This window comes from Empedobacter sp. UBA3475, assembly GCF_002378465.1.
In the GTDB taxonomy this organism is placed as follows: Bacteria; Bacteroidota; Bacteroidia; order Flavobacteriales; family Weeksellaceae; genus Empedobacter; species Empedobacter falsenii_B.
In genome coordinates this window covers 42,724-60,195 of record NZ_DFRA01000068.1, presented here as the reverse complement: position 1 = coordinate 60,195, position 17,472 = coordinate 42,724, and the positions used below count along the sequence as shown (strand labels likewise).

Sequence of the window (17,472 nt, the reverse complement as noted above, 5' to 3'; positions counted from 1 at the left end):
AATGCAATTTCGAACGTCTTTTCAAATTCAATCTTCTGATTTTAAACTCAATCATCAACACAAAATATTGACGATAGGTTCTTGTTTTTCAGATGAAATTGGAAAGCGTTTGACCGATTTAAAGTTTGATGGATTAATTAATCCATTTGGAGTGATTTTTAATTCACATTCCATTCAAAATTTAATAGAAAGAAGCATTCATAAAAAATATTTTACAATAACTGATGTACATCAAAACGGAGAAGAATTTTTCTGTTTCGATGTACATTCGTCGTTTAATGCGTTGACGAAAGAAGCTGTTTTAGAGGAATTAAATTCAACAATCAATCAGGTTCATGATTACATTCATTCTTGTGATGTGTTGATGATTACATTGGGAACATCGTGGATTTATGAATGGAAAACTTCAAATCAAGTTGTCGCGAATTGTCATAAAGTTGAGGCAAAACAATTTGAAAAAAGATTATTAACAACAGAAGATAATCTAAAATCGTTGGAATTGATTGTTTCAGATTTGAAGAAAATTAATCCAACTATTCGCATCATTACAACAGTTAGTCCTGTTCGTCATACAAAAGATGGAATGATCGAAAATAATGTAAGTAAAGCTAGACTGTTGGATGCTTTATATCAATTAAGTCTTCAAAATAATCAAGTTGAATATTTCCCGTCATATGAATTAGTTTTAGATGATTTGAGAGATTATCGTTTTTTCAAAGAAGATTTGATTCATCCATCGAAACAAGCCGTTGATTATATTTGGGAAAAGTTTTCAGAAACTTATTTCGAGCAATCAACGCAAACAATTATTCAAAAAATAAATAAAGTTATTTCAGCAATTAATCATCGCCCTTTTAATGAAGGATCAGACAATTATCAACAATTTTTAGTAAAAACGATTACATTGATGAATGAATTAGAAAAAGGAAATCAACTTGATTTTTCAGTTGAAAATGAACTTTTGAAATCAAAAATAAAACATGTTAATTGATACACATACACATCTATATTCGGAGCAATTTGAGAATGATATAGATGAAGTAATTGCGCGAGCAAAGCAAAATGGAGTAGAGCGATTTTATTTGCCAGCAATTGATAAAAGTTACACGGATAGAATGTTGGCGTTAGAAGCTGCTCACCAAGATTCGATGTTTGCGATGATGGGTTTGCATCCGTGTTCGGTTCATCCAGATACAATAGAAGACGAATTGGCTCATGTGCGCGAATGGATTGATAAACGACCATTTAAAGCAATTGGCGAAATCGGAATTGATTTGTATTGGGAAAAAGAATTTTTACAAACGCAACAAGATGCATTTAAAATGCAAATTGAATGGGCAAAAGAAAAGAATTTACCAATTATCATTCATTGTCGAGATGCTTTCAATGAAGTTTTTGAAGTGTTAGAAGAAGTGAAAGATGAAAAATTATTCGGAATTTTTCATTGTTTTTCAGGAACAAAAGAAGATGCACAACGCGCAATAGATTTCAATTTGAAATTAGGAATTGGTGGAGTTGTAACCTTTAAAAATGGTAAAATAGATCAATTTTTAGGTGATTTTGATATCAAACATATCGTTCTCGAAACAGATTCACCTTATTTAGCGCCAGTTCCGTTTCGTGGAAAACGAAATGAAAGTAGTTATTTGACACATGTTTGCGATAAGTTGGTTGATATTTACCATCAAACACCAGCTGAAATTGCAGCAATTACAACAAAAAATGCGTTTGACATTTTCGAACGTTAGGATAAATCAGAATAGAAAAATTATATTTGCAAAAGAAAACCTTTGACAAGATGAAATACAAAAGAATATTACTTAAATTGAGTGGTGAAGCATTAATGGGAGATTTACAATATGGTATTGATCCAAATATGCTGAAACAATATGCGCAACAAATTAGAGAAGTTGCTGAACTTGGTTGCGAAGTGGCAATCGTAATCGGAGGTGGTAATATTTTTAGAGGTGTACAAGGTGTTGCTTCTGGTATGGATCGTGTACAAGGAGATTATATGGGAATGTTGGCAACTGTGATTAACAGTATGGCATTGCAAGGAGCTTTGGAAGATGCTGGTGTTAATACACGTTTACAAACGGCTATTCGTATGGAGCAAATCGCAGAACCATTTATCAAAAGAAGAGCTACGCGTCATCTAGAAAAAGGTCGTGTCGTAATTTTTGGTGCAGGAACAGGAAATCCATATTTTACAACAGATACAGCAGCCGTTTTGAGAGCAATTGAAACGCAAGCTGATGTTATTTTGAAAGGAACTCGTGTTGATGGAATTTATACTGCAGATCCAGAAAAAGATCCAACAGCAGAGAAATTCGAAACAATTTCTTATCAAGAAGTTTACGATAAAAACTTAAAAGTAATGGATATGACAGCTTTTACTTTGAGTGAAGAAAATAATTTACCTATTATTGTATTTGATATGAATACAGATGGTAACTTGAAAAAATTAATTTTAGGAGATAACGTAGGTACTCTAGTAACAAATAAATAAATCCCGAAATGGAAGAATTAGATATTATTTTAGAAACGGCTAAGGAGCAAATGCAGGGAACTGTAAGTCACTTAGAGGTTGCATTCGACAAATTAAGAGCAGGTAAAGCTACTCCTGCAATGTTAAGTTCAGTTCGTGTTGATTACTACGGAAGTTTATCTCCGTTAACTCAAATTGCAAATGTAAATACACCAGATGCAATGACATTGAGCATTCAACCATACGAGAGAAATTTAATTCATGAAATTGAAAAAGCAATCATCAATGCTAATTTAGGTTTTGCACCTTCTAACAATGGAGATACAATTATTATCAGTATTCCTCCAGTAACAGAAGAACGTCGTAAAGAGTTGGTGAAAATGGCCAAATCGGATATGGAAACTGCTAAAATTTCTCTTCGTAATGCACGTCAAGATGCGAACAAAGCGTTAAAAGCTGTAAAAGAAGCTTCTGAAGACATGGTGAAAGATTACGAAACACGTGTTCAAGGATTAACAGACAAGTTTTCTAAGAAATTAGAAGAAGCTTTAACGAAAAAAGAAGCTGAAATCATGAAAGTTTAATCTTTCTTGAAAAAAAAATATTTTAAGGCAGCGTTTCGCTGCTTTTTTTATTTATTTGCATAATCAATTTCAAAAGATGAAGAACTATATATTCCTGCTAAATTTCTGTATTTCAATTGCCACATTTGCTCAAATTAAAGTGAGAGTATTCGATGCTCAAGACGAATTTCGTTTAACTGGTGCTAATGTTTACAGCGATACCAAACAATTTCTTGGTCAAACAGACGAATTAGGAGAATTGGATATCAATGATTCTGTTCATTTTATTGATATAATCAAAAACGGATATTTCTCAGAAAGTATTCAGACTGATGGTAAAAAGTTGGTGGAAATTATGATGAAACCTTCTTTCATTAGTTTGGATGAGGTTAGTTTTACGACAAATGATTCTGTTGGTCGTAATTTGATTATCAAAGCAATTCGCAATCAATCCAAAAATACAATCAGAAACGGAGGAAATATTTTCCTAAAATCATACACTAAATTTTGGAGTACAGTAAATAACGATTCGATTCCGTTTATCATTCAACCTCAAAATCACAAAGATTCTGTCAATAATCAATGGAAAAAATTGTTAGACAACAGTCATTTATTTTTGGGAGAACGTGCAATGGATCATAAAGTTTCGAAGCGTTTTGGACTAAAAAATATCGTGCAATCTTCTCGTATTTCTGGAATGCGTTCGCCTTTGTACGAATATTTGGCGATGCAACCAATTGCGTTCAATTTTGATCAAGATAAAATCAATTTTTTCTTCAAAGGAATTATTAATCCAGTAAGTCGAGAAGGTCTTTCGCATTACCGTTATGGTTTCAAAGAGGATATTTTTATTGATGGGCGAAAAACGGCTGTTATTAGCTTTTTCCCTTCAATCAAAACGGATAAAAGACAAATTAAAGGAACACTTTGGATTGATGATAGAACGTATGCTTTAATCAAAATTGAAGCAGAAAATACGATTTCAAATTATGTTGCAGAATTAGAAGCAGATTGGAAATTGAATAATGGTTCTTGGATTCCAAATCAACAAAAATATCGCATGGAAGCTGGTAATTTTAAGATTACAGAGAAATTATCCGATGATGATTTTATTGATAAAAAAGAAAAAATTTGGATTAATCTTGAAACAACTTTCAAGGATATTCAAAATCCAGCACATTTCAAACGCAACGAATTTTTAGGTTACGAAGACGAAATTTCTTTTCAAAATATGAACGAAAAGAAATGGGACAATGTGATGGAAGATTACCGCGATTCGTCATTATCAAACAAAGAGCGAAATACTTATACGACAATTGATAGTATTGGCGATAAATATAAGTTAGAACGTCAAATGAAATTGATGAGAATCATCAATTCTGGTGGGAAATTATCATTAGGAAAAGTTGATTTAGATTTAACAAAAATCTTAGCGTTTAATGATTACGAAGGTTTTAGACTTGGTGCCGCGTTTAATACAAATGAAAATTGGAGCGATAAATATTCGTTGAATGCGTATTCAGCTTATGGTTTCAAAGATGAAACATTCAAGTTTGGATTTGGTGGAGATTATTATGTAAATAAGCCTTATTCGGGTCGAATTTTTGCAAAATACTCGCAAGATGTTTCGGCTTCTGGGAAAACGCCAATTTTATTACAATCGAATTATACACGTCTAATTTCTGGAGCTTTTAGTAATATTTATAATCACGAATATTTTTCGTATAAACATTATTCTTTTGGATATGAGCAAGATATTTTCAAGAATGTAACCTTCAATATTTCGGCAAATTATGAAAAACAACAAGCAGAATTTGATTATTCTTTCCTGAATAATATAGGTTGGTACGATTTGTATAATACGCAATTAGCGATCCGTTTTGCACCAAAAGACAAGTTTATCCGCACGCCTTACGGAAAAGTGACGGTGAATAGCGGGAAATCTGTTTTCTATGCAATGTTGACGAAATATTGGGATATTTTCAATTCTGATTATGATCCACTTCGTTTCAATATTTCTTATTTTGATGTGTTCGATACGCGAGTTGGTAAAACAAATTTCAATGTAAATGCGGGTTGGGTTGAAGGAAAAATGCCGTTGATGAACTTGTTCGAAGGACAAGGAAACGCAAAACGTAATGATTTTGCAAACTTTGGAGTAGGAGGTTTAACAAATTTCGAAACAATGCGTCCTGGAGAATTTTATTCGGATCGATTTGTATCCTTTCAATTGAAACATATTTTTGCTGGCGTTAAAGTCGGAAACAAAATTATTTTCCCACAATTCGTTTACCGTGGAGTTTTAGGTGATATGAAAGATAAAACAGATCATCAAAATTTAGATTTCAAAACATTGAATCATTATTACCACGAAACAGGAGTTGAAGTAAATAATTTAATTTTCAAAACATTTGGATTGGGAGCATTTTACCGTTTAGGTGCTTATTCAGAAGAAAAATTCCAAGATAATTTCTATTTAAAATTAACTGTAAATTTGAATTTTTTGTAGGTATTTAGATTTTGTCATTCTGGACTCGTTTCAGAATCGTATATATTGATTTAAATTTATGAATAAAGAGTTTGAACTTAAAAAATATAGAGATTTAGTACTTGCGACTATAGATTATTATATTGTTCATCTTGCTTTTAATAATGAAATGAAAGATGAATATATTCGTCTAAAAACTCAAACAGAGGAGTATTATTCAAAAAGAAAATTAACTATTTTAAAAAACTGGTTTAAAGATTTAACGTCTGATTTTATCGAAGATAGAGATTTTGGTTTTAATGAATATTTGATAAAGACAACCAATTATGACATTGATATTTTTGAATCATATTTTAAAAGAATCGAAAAGATAATTGAGAAAGATCAAATTAAAACTGATAGTCAATTTTACGAATTAAAAAATTATGTAGATTATTTAATTCAAAATAATAATTCTGATAAAGTTCTTATTCAAAGAATAAATGAACTTCTTTTGCGTTTTGAATCTAAGAACTAGAATAATTTCACTTCAAAAAATAAACTAAAATCAAAAATCCTTTACATTTTCATTGAAATTGTAAAGGATTTTTAGGTTGGTTGAAAAATATTCGCAAAAATTATGCCTATAATTTTTATAACTTTAAATAATAACTAAATTTGTAAGGATAAATTAAAAAATTATGCAATCGTACGGAATTAAAGCCTTATTAGAAAAAGGCAAGGATTTGTTGCTACAGGAAGTAGTTGTAAATGGATGGGTAAGATCGTTCAGAAGTAATCGTTTCATCGCGTTGAATGACGGTTCTACAATTAATAATATTCAAGTAGTAGTAGATTTCGAAAATTTTGACGAATCAATTATAAAACAAATTTCTACAGCAGCTTCTTTACAAGTGAAAGGAGAAGTGGTAGAAAGTGAAGGAGCAGGTCAAGATATTGAAATTGTTGCGAAAGAAATCAAAATTTTAGGAACTGCGCCATCTGATGATTTAAAAGGAACTATTTTACAACCAAAACAACACAGTTTAGAGATTTTGCGTGAGCAAGCACATTTACGTTTCAGAACGAATGTTTTTGCTGCAACTATGCGTGTTCGTAATGCGTTAATGTTCGGAATTCACAAGTATTTCAACGAAAATGGATTCGTTTACATCAACACGCCAATTATTACAGGATCTGATGCTGAAGGAGCAGGAGAGATGTTTCATATCACAAACTTGGATATGGAAAACTTGCCTAAAAATGAAGAAGGAAAAGTAGATTATACACAAGATTTCTTTGGTAAATCGACTAACTTAACGGTTTCTGGACAGTTAGAAGGAGAAACAGCAGCAATGGGATTAGGGAAAATTTATACATTTGGACCTACTTTCCGCGCAGAAAACTCGAATACTTCTCGTCACTTAGCTGAATTCTGGATGATTGAACCAGAAGTTGCGTTTTTCCGTTTGGATCAAAATATGGATTTGGCAGAAGATTTCATGAAATCTGTTATCACTTACGCAATGGAAACGTGTAAAGATGATTTGAAATTCTTAGCAGAGCGTTTTGACAAAGAGCAAAAACAAAAACCAGAAGCAGAGCGTTCTGAATTAGGTCTAATTGAGCGTTTAGAATATGTTTTAAATAACAAATTCATTCGTTTAACTTATACAGAAGCAATTGATATCTTAAAAGATTCTAAACCAAATAAAAAAGGTAAATTCAAATATCCAATCGAAGGTTGGGGAGCAGATTTACAATCAGAACACGAACGTTATTTAGTTGAAAAACACTTCAAAACGCCAGTAATTTTATTTGATTATCCAGCAGAAATCAAAGCATTTTACATGCGTATGAATGATGATGGAAAAACAGTTCGCGCAATGGACGTTTTATTCCCTGGAATCGGAGAAATTATCGGAGGTTCTGAACGTGAAGAGCGTTTAGAAGTTTTAGACGAAAAAATGGAAAAATTCGGAATCGATAAAGAAGAATTATGGTGGTACCGCGACACAAGACGTTTCGGTTCTGTGCCACATTCAGGTTTCGGTTTAGGCTTGGAGCGTTTGGTATTATTCGTTACAGGAATGGGTAACATTCGTGACGTAATTCCTTTCCCTAGAACACCGAATAACGCTGAATTTTAATCAAAATATTTTTACGGATTTATGCTTAAAAATTGTAACTTTAAGCTAAATCCGTTTTTTATATAAGCCAAAACCCAAAATATGTTAAAGCAGGAATTAAATTTAAAATTACAACAAAAACTATCGCCACAACAAATCCAATTAATGAAGTTGGTTCAACTTCCTACGGTTGCTTTTGAACAACGCGTAAAGGAAGAGTTGGAAGAAAACCCTGCTTTGGATGATCAATCTTCTGAATATGATGAAGATTACGGAGGAGAGCAGGAAGAATGGGACAATCAGGGTGATGATTTTGGCGACGAGCAAGTGATTGATACAAGTGATATCAATATTGATGATTACTTGAGCGATGATGACATCCCAAATTATAAAACGTATACGAATAATTATAGTGATGATGACGAAGATAAATCTGTTCCTTATGCGCAAGGAGAGAGCTTTATCGAGTTTTTGACATCACAATTATATACGAATCGATTAACTTCGGAACAATTTCAAATTGCTGAATTTATTTTAGGAAATATTGACGATGATGGTTATATGCGTCGTGATATTAAATCGTTGGTTGACGATTTAGCATTCTCGCAAAATATTTACACTTCGCCAGAAGAGGTTGAAAATTTGTTGATTAATTATATTCAACGAATGGATCCAGTTGGTGTAGGTGCGCGTGATTTGCAAGAATGCTTATTGATTCAATTAGAAAATAAAAATCAAACAGAAGCAGTAGAGTTAGCCGAAAAATTAATTTCAGAATCGTTTGATGCATTTACGAAAAAGCATTATTCGAAATTGATGGCAAAATATGATGCGGATGATGATGAGTTGCGTGATGCAATTTCGGAGATTGAACGTTTGAATCCAAAACCAGGAAAATCATTTTCGAGTAGTAGTAAAATTGTAGAGCAAATAACGCCAGATTTTACGATTCATATCAACGATGGCGATTTAGAATTGTCGTTAAATGGACGTAATGTACCAGAATTGAAAATTTCGAGTGCGTTTGCAGAAATGTTAGATACATATAAGAAAACCGAAAATAAATCGAATCAACAGAAAGAAGCTGTAATGTTTGTAAAACAAAAGTTAGATTCTGCGAAATGGTTTATTGATGCGGTTCAGCAACGCCGTAACACGCTTTTATACACGATGGAAGCGATTATGAAATTTCAAAAAGAATATTTCTTAACAGGAGACGAAACGAAAATCAAACCGATGATTTTGAAAGATATTTCAGACAGAATTGGAATGGATATTTCGACAGTTTCTCGTGTAGCAAATTCAAAATATGTCACAACGCCTTATGGAACATTTTTAATAAAAGATTTGTTCTCAGAATCGTTGACAAATGATGAAGGTGAAGAAGTTTCGACGCGCGAAATCAAACGAATTTTGCAAGATGTAATTGCAGATGAAGACAAACGTAAACCTTTGACAGATGAAAAATTAACCGAAATTTTAAAAGAAAAAGGTTATCCAATTGCTCGTCGTACAATTGCAAAATATCGTGAACAACTAAATATTCCGGTTGCAAGATTGAGAAAAGAAATCTAAAATTTTTAGAAATATCATCAAACAAAAAAAGAGCTTTTTATAAAGCTCTTTTTTTGTTTTTACCCCAAGTTGTCATCCATTCAAAATAATCTTCTTTGTACGAATTATCATTCAATTGCGTAATAATTTTTTGTTGTTTTTCTTTGTTCAAATCATCATCAATTACAGAAAAGTTTAAGAAAATATCTCTACCGATTAATTTTGAAAAGAAATTTTCATTCTTTAATTCTTCTAAAACTTCGATACATTTTTCATTAATTTTATTCTGAAATTGATAAAACCAATCTTCGTCATCGTCGTGTTCATCAACGATTTCTTTGCACATTTGATTGATTTCTTGGAAAGAATTTTCAGCTCCTAAATAATCATATTTCCATTCAGAAGGCTCGTATTTGTAGTAACAAAAATCGTCTTCATCCGAAACTTTTTCCAAATGTTCTACAGAATTTGCCGAAGGATGAATAGCTATTTTCGAGTCGTTATTGCACAAGGCAAAAGCGTAAAGGTCTTGGGAAGGATTTTCGTTATAAATTTTCAAAAAGGCTTGTTTGGTTGATTGCACTAATTTGTTTTTTAATTCATTAAAATCCATTCATTTATATTTTTTTAATCGGTTAAAATTATTTTTTGAAATGTAGTAAAATTCTTTAAATATTAAATCATTGTTAATTTATTTTTTAAAGACAAATTCAATTATTATTCATTTTCTATGTAACTTTTCTGTAATTCACACGTCATTATAGTAAACAAACCTAATATGTCTAAATTATATATACCAATTTTATTATTTGCCTCGACCTCGATTTTTGCGCAACAACAATATAAAGGAAGCTTGCAATATACGAATCAAATGCCTGTTAGTCTAGCAGATGTGATTATTCTGAAAGATGATCAAATTATTGAAGAAATTTCAACTGATGATAAAGGAAGTTTTACAGTTGATTTAGCCGAAGGAAATTATATGTTTCGAATAGAAGAAGCTGGTGTTTTGCTTCATACTCAAACGATTTTATGTGGAAAAAATCAGGATTTAGGCGTTATTATTCTTCCTAAAACTGAAAATATTACATTAAATGAAACGGTTGTAAAGAGTCAGAAAAAATTAATAGAAAAGAAAGTTGATCGACTTGTTTTTAATGCTGATTTAGCGGAGGGAGCAAAAGGCGGAGATGCATTAGATTTGCTAAAATTGGCGCCTCGTGTAAAGGTTGATAATGATGTAGTTTCGATAATTGGTAAAAGTAATTTGCGTGTGATGGTGGACGATCGTTTATTGGAAATGTCTGGTGATCAATTGACAAATTATTTAAAAACGCTTCGTGCAGATGATATTGAGAAAATTGAAGTAATTACAAATCCACCCGCAAAATATCAAGCAATAGGAAATAGTGGAATTCTCAATATTGTACTGAAATCAGGCAAAAAAGACTCGTGGAATGGAAGTTTGTCGTCATCATTGCAACATTATAACAAACCATATTGGAACAATAGTGCATCGTTTAATTACCGAAAAAATAAATGGACTTTAGTTTCGAATATTTTTGGTGGTTTTGGTGAATATGATGGAATTGGACAATCTGATATTTATTTTAGAAAGACTAATGAAGTTTGGACTGAAAGAGAAAAAAATAGTGGAAAAAATAGAAATATTGGCGGAAAATTAGGATTGGATTATAAAGTTTCAGATAAATTGACGACTGGTTTTACGGTTGATTTATATGCTGGAAATCGAAAAGGAACTGGTGGCACGAAAACAACGATAAATAGTTTGGATAAAAATGAATTGTTGAGTTATATTCTGAATGATCGAAATGGAAGCAAAGGAAACACGAAATACAATACGCTGAATTATCATGTGATTTATAAAATGGATACGATCGGAAAAAAACTGACATTTGATTTTGATTGGGTAAATTTTAATAATAACAATACAAGTGTAACTTCAAACCGATTTTTTAATTCAGAAGATGTTGAAAATAAAACAGAATATCAAGGAAATAAAAGTTTGTCCGACCAAAAAGCAAATAATTATAGTTTGAATATTGATATGGAACATCCCGTTAATACTTGGAAACTAAATTATGGTGGACGTTATAGTTGGACGAAAAATAATAGCGATAATTTATTTTACAACACATCTTCTGGGTCGCCTGTTTATGATGAAAAGTTGAGTAATGGTTTTTATTATGACGAAAATATTTTGGCTTTTTATGCGAGTATTGAAAAAGATATTTCAGAAAAATGGTCTGCAAAAGTTGGTTTGAGATACGAAAATACAGATGCAAAAGGTTTTTCTCCGCAAGAAAATCAACATGATACCTATAAATATGATGGATTATTTCCAACCGCTTATTTGATGTATAAACCTGCTGAAAATCATTCGTTAAGTATTAATGTTGGGCGTCGTATTGATCGACCTTTTATGGGACAATTGAATCCGTTTCGTACCATTTATTCTCCTTATTCTTTTGCCGAAGGAAATCCGAAATTAAAACCTTCTTATTCGTATAATTATGAGTTGGAATATGCATACAAAGATTTGGCAGTTACAACATTATATTACAGAAATTCTACGGATGAAATCAATCAAATTGTGGTTGTAAATCCGAGCGAAAATACGCAAAACTGGATTCCATACAATTATGCTGATTCGGAGAGTTTTGGGATTAGTGAAAATGTAAATTTTAAGCTTGTAAAATGGTGGAAAGTCAATGGAGCGATTGATTTGTATTACAAAAAAACGAAAGGAATTATTCCAGAATATAATTATGTATTGGATGGATTTAATGGAGAATTTCGTTTGACAAATAATTTGGAATTGAATAAATCGAAAACATTATTATTTAATCATACCACAAATTATACAACAAAAACGATTGATGCTATGTCAAGAAGTCGCGCGAATTGGAGTACAGCTTTTGGTTTGAGAGCGTTATTTTTGGATAAAAAATTCGAAGTTTCGTTTAATGTAAACAATGTATTTAAAGATAGAGCTTGGCAAGATCAAAGTTTTAGTAACGATACAAAATTTGTTTATACAGGACAATCCGCTCGTTATTATCGTGTTGGAATTCGATACAATTTCGGAAAATCATTCACAATAGAACAATCAAAAAGTAGTTCTGAAAAAGGAAGATTATAATTTTTAAAACTAAACCCTAATATTCGATGATATTGGGGTTGTTTTTTTATAATTTTTTCTTTGAAATTCTATTTTTTTTCTTTTATTTTGTAACCAATGTCTAATGTTGTATAATTTGGTTATGAGTGAATATTTAACTATTTCAGAAACAGCGAAATTACTTAATAAAAGTACAAAAACACTTCGTCGTTGGGATGAAGAAGGGAAGTTATCGGCTGTTCGAGAACCTATAAGTAATTATAGAGTTTATAGGAGAAGAGATGTAGAGACGTTGTTTGCTGAATTTTTGCAGACAGATATTGAAGAAACTGTTTCAAATTTTGTAAAGCCAACGCAAGATTTTCATGTCTTAGAATTATTTGCTGGAGCTGGAGGTTTGGCAATTGGTATGGAAAAAGCAGGGTTGAAATGTGTTGCATTAAATGAAATTGATAAACACGCTTGTGAAACTTTAAGAAAAAATAGACCAAATTGGAATGTCTTAGAAGGTGATATTAAGAATTTTAATTTTTCTGAATATTATAATAAAGTTGATGTTGTAACAGGAGGATTTCCTTGTCAAGCTTTTAGTTACGCAGGAAAAAGACTTGGTTTAGAAGATGCAAGAGGAACTTTATTTTATGAATTTGCAAGAGCTGTAAAAGAAGTTAATCCACCTATTTGTATTGGAGAAAATGTAAAAGGTTTATTGAATCATGATAATGGTAATACTTTACGTGGAATGATTTCAATTTTAGATGAAATTGGGTATAAAGTAGTTCCAGTAGAGGTTTTGAAAGCAATTAATTATAATGTTCCACAAAAAAGAGAACGATTAATTTTAGTAGGAATTCGTAAAGATATTCCAATAGATTATCACTATCCAACGCCGTACAAAAAAATATATAATCTTTCTGATGCATTGAAAAAAGGAGAATTGTTCGATTGTAATGTTCCAAAATCTACTGGAGCTAAATATCCTGAAAGCAAGAAAAGTGTATTAGATTTAGTTCCTCCAAAAGGCTATTGGAGAGATTTACCTCTTGAAATTCAGAAAGAATTTATGGGAGCAAGTTTTTATTTAGGTGGAGGAAAAACAGGAATGGCAAGAAGAATAGGCTGGGACGAACCTTGTTTAACCTTAACATGTAGCCCTGCCCAAAAACAAACAGAGCGTTGTCATCCAGATGAAACTCGCCCTTTTACAGTAAGAGAATATGCTCGTATTCAGACTTTTCCTGATGAATGGGAATTTTCAGGGCCTATGGCACAACAATATAAGCAAATTGGTAATGCAGTTCCCGTTAATTTAGGAAAAGAGGTTGGTTATTCAATAATTAATTTTCTTAACCAATATTATAGTTTATTAAAACCTGAATAATAAGAATAATTATCAAAGGAAATTTGATCAAGAATAGAACGTTTTGAATTTTCGGTTTCTGAAGTAATTTCTTCTAAAGCCGAATTTTCATTTTCGTTTTGTTCTTTTTTTGTGGTTTCTAAAAAATCATTTATTGCAATAGGAAGCGCTTTATAAAGTTGATAGAAAGCATCTTCTTCTCCAGTTAGTAAAGCATAAAATTGATCTCCAGAGATTTTAAAAACTCTTGAATGACTATATTCTTTGCCATTAATTTCGCCTTTCCAATTTTCGTTAAAACTATTTTTCGCTAAAATCTGAACCCAATAACATTTAGCTTTCTTGTAATCATCTGCATATCGAGCCAATTTTTGAAAAAGAGCTTCCGAAGAACTGCTATTCATTGTATTATGTTTGTTTTTGATATCTGCAAATAACGTGTCATCATTTGCTTTTATATCAAATCCACTTAAATTTCCAATTTCATAACCTTTTATTCCACCTAAAATTTGTTCATGAAAAGTTCCGATAGAATTGTTTATAGATTTATCAATTTGTCTAAGAATCTCAGATTGTATCAAATCTTCTTCATCAATATTATTAAATTTTGAATCAAAAGTTAATTTAATAGTGTCAACTTTATTTGTATAAAAACTTTTTTTAGAAATTTTGCTTTTAGCCTTTTGATAAGATTTATATAAATTTTCAATGCAATTTAATAAATGCTCATCTGAAATAAAGTTTACATATTTATTTTTCATTACCAGTATTGTATAATATTGCTAAGTTAGAATAATTATTCGATTATATAAAAATGTAATTATGCTTTACTTCTTTTCCATTTTATAGAACAATAAAATAACGAAACTAATCGCAAACGAAACGCCCATTGCAAGTGCAGAAGCTTTCATTCCGCCAGAATATTCAATCAATAATCCGTAAATAACTAAACCTAAAAATAAGGCAAATTTTTCGAACACATCGTAAAAGCTAAAATAGGTTGTTGTGTCTTCTGTTTCTGGTAATAATTTGGCGTATGTAGAACGTGATAAAGCTTGCAAACCTCCCATTACAAGACCAACCATTGCTGCCATTACGTAAAATTGAGTTTTTACATTAGGTTCATTTTTATTAATTAAATAACCAATAATACATGTAATAATCCAGATAAAAATCCCGATTAATAAGGTTTTCTTATTTCCTATTTTTCCTGATAGAAAAGAGAATAACCATGCACCTAAAACAGCTTCAATTTGAATTAATAAAATGGTCATAATCAATTCTGAAGATTCCATTCCTATTTCTGAACTTCCAAACATTGCCGCCATCAAAAAGATAGTTTGCATTGCTAAACTGTAAAAGAAAAATCCAGCCAAAAACACACGAATATTTTTGTATTGATTAAGATCTTTGAAGGTATGTTTTAAATTTCTAAAACTCGATTTGATGATATCTTTTGGAATTTCGCGATCATATTTGTGGTTTGGTAATTTACTTAATGCAATTTGTCCAAATCCTAACCACCAAATTCCTGTTAATAAGAAACTTATTCGAGTAAACATTGCTTGTTGTTCTTCTGGGGCGAATTGTATCATTGCCAAACAAATCGTCAATAAAATGACAGAACCAATATAACCAAACATATAACCTTGCGCCGAAACTTTGTCCATTTTTTCGTCTGAGACAATTTCTGGTAAATAGGCGTTGTAAAAAACTAAACTTCCCCAAAAACCTATGCTTGCAGTGATATTGAGTAATAAAGCTAACCAAACTAAATCGCTTGATGTAAAGAAAAACATTCCGATGCATGAGAAAGATCCTAAATAGCAAAAAAAGCGAAGAAATTTTATTTTATTTCCGATTAAATCTGCAATTGAAGATAAAACAGGAGACAAAACAATCACAAAAAAGAAAGCAATTGCCAATGAAAAATTGAATGCGGACTCTGGTAATAATCCTAAAAATTTAATTGGGTGATCGTTCGCATCATAGGTCATTAAAGTGTAATAAACCGGAAAAATAGCAGAGGCAATAACTAAAGAATGAACAGAATTTGCCCAGTCGTAAGAAATCCAAGCTCGTATTAGTTTGGGATTATCTTTTGTATTCATAAATTTTTTATAGTAATGTTGGTTAAACTTAAGAATAATTTATCAAAAATAATGTTTCGTAAAAATTAATTGTTCAATCTTCTATTCTTTCAGTTCAAATTTGGTCAGTTTATTGTCTTTGTAACAATAAAACTCATAACTATCTTCTCCAATTCTGAATACTTTTTCGAGATGGATTTTATCGTAATTAGGTAAAATCTCATTGTATTTCTTTAATAAATTTTTAGGTAATTCATTCGGTTGAATTGGACGTTCAATCTCAAATTCACCATCTAACGAATATTCCATCACAAAATCGCTGTTTCGCCATTTTAAAGTGGTTTCATTTTCGTCACCTTTACTTGTTGTTGTAAGTTGAACTTTATCTTCTTGAATGATTTTTTGGGAACTTGTATAAAAAAGTGTAATTCCAGAAATAACCATCGCTGCATAACCAACTTTTCTGAAAATAAAATCGCTAAAATAAGGTAAAATATATTTGACCGTATAAGAAGAAATAATTGAGGCAATTGCAATCGTCAATCCAAGTAATAATGCGTTCTTTGAGTATAAACCAAGAACAATATAAATGATTAATTTTATGATATGAAGTATAATTTCGTTGGCAGCTCGCGTTGCAATAATTTCTTCTTTTGTTAATCCATATTTTAAATAAAATCTATTGAATAATAAACCTATTGCTCCTGTTATTCCAGAAACTAATCCAGCTAAAAAACCAACAATGGCCAAAATATATTTTGATGAAGGTTTTTCTTCATTGTCTTGTTGTTTTTTGTTTAGAAATAATTGTGGAACATTTGAAATCAATAATACAGCTACAATAATTTGTAAATAAATTGGGTTGATAAATTTGATTAAATAAGCGCCCATTAAAACTGCTGGAATCGAAAATGGCACGAACCAAAAGAAGATTTTCCAATGTACAGATTTTCTGAAAGCCGCTATTCGAGAGGCAGAACTTGTAAATGTTCCGATTGTTAACGAAAAAGGGACTAACGAAGTTGGAATAATAAGATTGAGGATTGGAATTAAGATTAAACTTGCGCCACCGCCACAAATTGCACTTATCCAAAATGCTAAAATTGCTCCAATAAATAGGAGAAAAATAGTAAAAATCATGATCAGAAATTTTATTCTGTTACAAAATTAGGACGATGATTTTAGAAATAAATGTCTAAAGACTTATCTTAAGTAAAACTTAAGAATAAGTAAATCTTAATTGAAAAAGATGATTTTTCGGATAAATTGTTTGCGAAATTTGCTGAAAATTATTTTTTAATAAGGCTTTAGACGAGGCGATATTTTCTTTTTTCACCCAAGCTTCAATCAGCATATATTTTCTCAATTTCAACTCTTTCGAAATCAGATTGATGATTCGTGTTGCGTAACCTCTGTTCCAAAATTGTTCATCAATGGAATAGCCAATAATCGCTTTGTCATGAACAGGTTGAAACATTACAGTACCAATCAAGGTTTCAGAAGATTTTTCGATAACAGCAAAGCGAAATTCATATCCAGAATTCTTTTTTTCTTTATCTCTTTCTAGCATTTTGTACGAATCTTTGATCGTTTTCATTGATGCGGTTTCGCGGTATTTCATGGCTTTTGCATTCGAATAAATTTCGAAAAGCCGTGTGCTACATCAGTGTCCAAAAGTT

At 31.1% G+C, this 17,472-nt stretch carries 15 protein-coding genes; 10 read left to right on the top strand and 5 right to left on the bottom strand.

Features of this window, described 5'->3' with window-relative positions:
• Window position 1: 1 nt before the first annotated feature.
• The 8 genes from B3I31_RS14055 to rpoN all read left to right on the top strand — a co-directional run bounded on the left by B3I31_RS14055 (window position 2) and on the right by rpoN (window position 9,222).
• Complete coding sequence (locus B3I31_RS14055; protein ID WP_221855401.1) at window positions 2–991, top strand: GSCFA domain-containing protein; 990 nt, start codon at window positions 2–4, stop codon at window positions 989–991.
• Window positions 981–1,748 (top strand): TatD family hydrolase, encoded by a 768-nt coding sequence (locus tag B3I31_RS14050; protein WP_221855403.1) that lies wholly within the window; start codon window positions 981–983, stop codon window positions 1,746–1,748. Before B3I31_RS14055 ends, B3I31_RS14050 begins: the two co-directional genes overlap by 11 nt.
• Window positions 1,749–1,798: 50 nt before the next feature.
• Window positions 1,799–2,509: a UMP kinase gene (gene pyrH, locus B3I31_RS14045; protein WP_115000992.1), complete on the top strand. Its 711-nt coding sequence runs from the start codon at window positions 1,799–1,801 to the stop codon at window positions 2,507–2,509.
• An 8-nt stretch (window positions 2,510–2,517) separates the two neighbouring features.
• The gene (gene frr / locus B3I31_RS14040) at window positions 2,518–3,072 is read left to right on the top strand and encodes a ribosome recycling factor (RefSeq protein WP_115000990.1); all 555 of its coding nucleotides are present in this window, start codon (window positions 2,518–2,520) and stop codon (window positions 3,070–3,072) included.
• A 76-nt stretch (window positions 3,073–3,148) separates the two neighbouring features.
• Window positions 3,149–5,560, top strand: coding sequence for a DUF5686 family protein (locus B3I31_RS14035; protein ID WP_219034348.1), 2,412 nt, complete (start codon window positions 3,149–3,151; stop codon window positions 5,558–5,560).
• 58 nt (window positions 5,561–5,618) lie between these two features.
• On the top strand, window positions 5,619–6,056 hold the full coding sequence (locus B3I31_RS14030; protein WP_280051165.1) for a hypothetical protein: 438 nt from the start codon (window positions 5,619–5,621) through the stop codon (window positions 6,054–6,056).
• Window positions 6,057–6,219: 163 nt separating this feature from the next.
• Entirely contained in the window at window positions 6,220–7,668 is a 1,449-nt protein-coding gene (gene asnS, locus B3I31_RS14025; RefSeq protein ID WP_180904648.1) for an asparagine--tRNA ligase, read from the top strand.
• Between the two features lie 81 nt (window positions 7,669–7,749).
• On the top strand, window positions 7,750–9,222 hold the full coding sequence (gene rpoN / locus B3I31_RS14020) for an RNA polymerase factor sigma-54 (RefSeq protein WP_286485672.1): 1,473 nt from the start codon (window positions 7,750–7,752) through the stop codon (window positions 9,220–9,222).
• A 37-nt stretch (window positions 9,223–9,259) separates the two neighbouring features.
• On the opposite strand, the gene B3I31_RS14015 is transcribed toward rpoN, so the two are convergent.
• Entirely contained in the window at window positions 9,260–9,814 is a 555-nt protein-coding gene (locus B3I31_RS14015; RefSeq protein WP_291059375.1) for a DUF4303 domain-containing protein, read from the bottom strand.
• Between the two features lie 165 nt (window positions 9,815–9,979).
• Between B3I31_RS14015 and B3I31_RS14010 the strand changes: the two genes are divergently transcribed.
• Window positions 9,980–12,364 carry an outer membrane beta-barrel family protein gene (locus B3I31_RS14010; RefSeq protein WP_291059372.1) on the top strand — a complete coding sequence of 795 codons (2,385 nt, stop codon included), beginning with the start codon at window positions 9,980–9,982 and terminating at the stop codon, window positions 12,362–12,364.
• 121 nt (window positions 12,365–12,485) lie between these two features.
• Window positions 12,486–13,724 (top strand): DNA (cytosine-5-)-methyltransferase, encoded by a 1,239-nt coding sequence (dcm, locus tag B3I31_RS14005; protein WP_115002090.1) that lies wholly within the window; start codon window positions 12,486–12,488, stop codon window positions 13,722–13,724.
• Here dcm and B3I31_RS14000 read toward each other — a convergent pair.
• The 4 genes from B3I31_RS14000 to B3I31_RS13985 form a co-directional block, all read right to left on the bottom strand.
• Window positions 13,700–14,464: an Eco47II family restriction endonuclease gene (locus B3I31_RS14000; RefSeq protein WP_280051168.1), complete on the bottom strand. Its 765-nt coding sequence runs from the start codon at window positions 14,462–14,464 to the stop codon at window positions 13,700–13,702. The two genes, dcm and B3I31_RS14000, sit on opposite strands and share 25 nt — an antisense overlap.
• Window positions 14,465–14,530: 66 nt before the next feature.
• Window positions 14,531–15,814 carry an MFS transporter gene (locus B3I31_RS13995; RefSeq protein WP_291059369.1) on the bottom strand — a complete coding sequence of 428 codons (1,284 nt, stop codon included), beginning with the start codon at window positions 15,812–15,814 and terminating at the stop codon, window positions 14,531–14,533.
• 81 nt (window positions 15,815–15,895) lie between these two features.
• The gene (locus tag B3I31_RS13990; RefSeq protein ID WP_291059367.1) at window positions 15,896–16,933 is read right to left on the bottom strand and encodes a sulfite exporter TauE/SafE family protein; all 1,038 of its coding nucleotides are present in this window, start codon (window positions 16,931–16,933) and stop codon (window positions 15,896–15,898) included.
• 79 nt (window positions 16,934–17,012) lie between these two features.
• Window positions 17,013–17,435 carry a GNAT family N-acetyltransferase gene (locus tag B3I31_RS13985; protein ID WP_260392513.1) on the bottom strand — a complete coding sequence of 141 codons (423 nt, stop codon included), beginning with the start codon at window positions 17,433–17,435 and terminating at the stop codon, window positions 17,013–17,015.
• Between the last annotated feature and the right edge of the window lie 37 nt (window positions 17,436–17,472).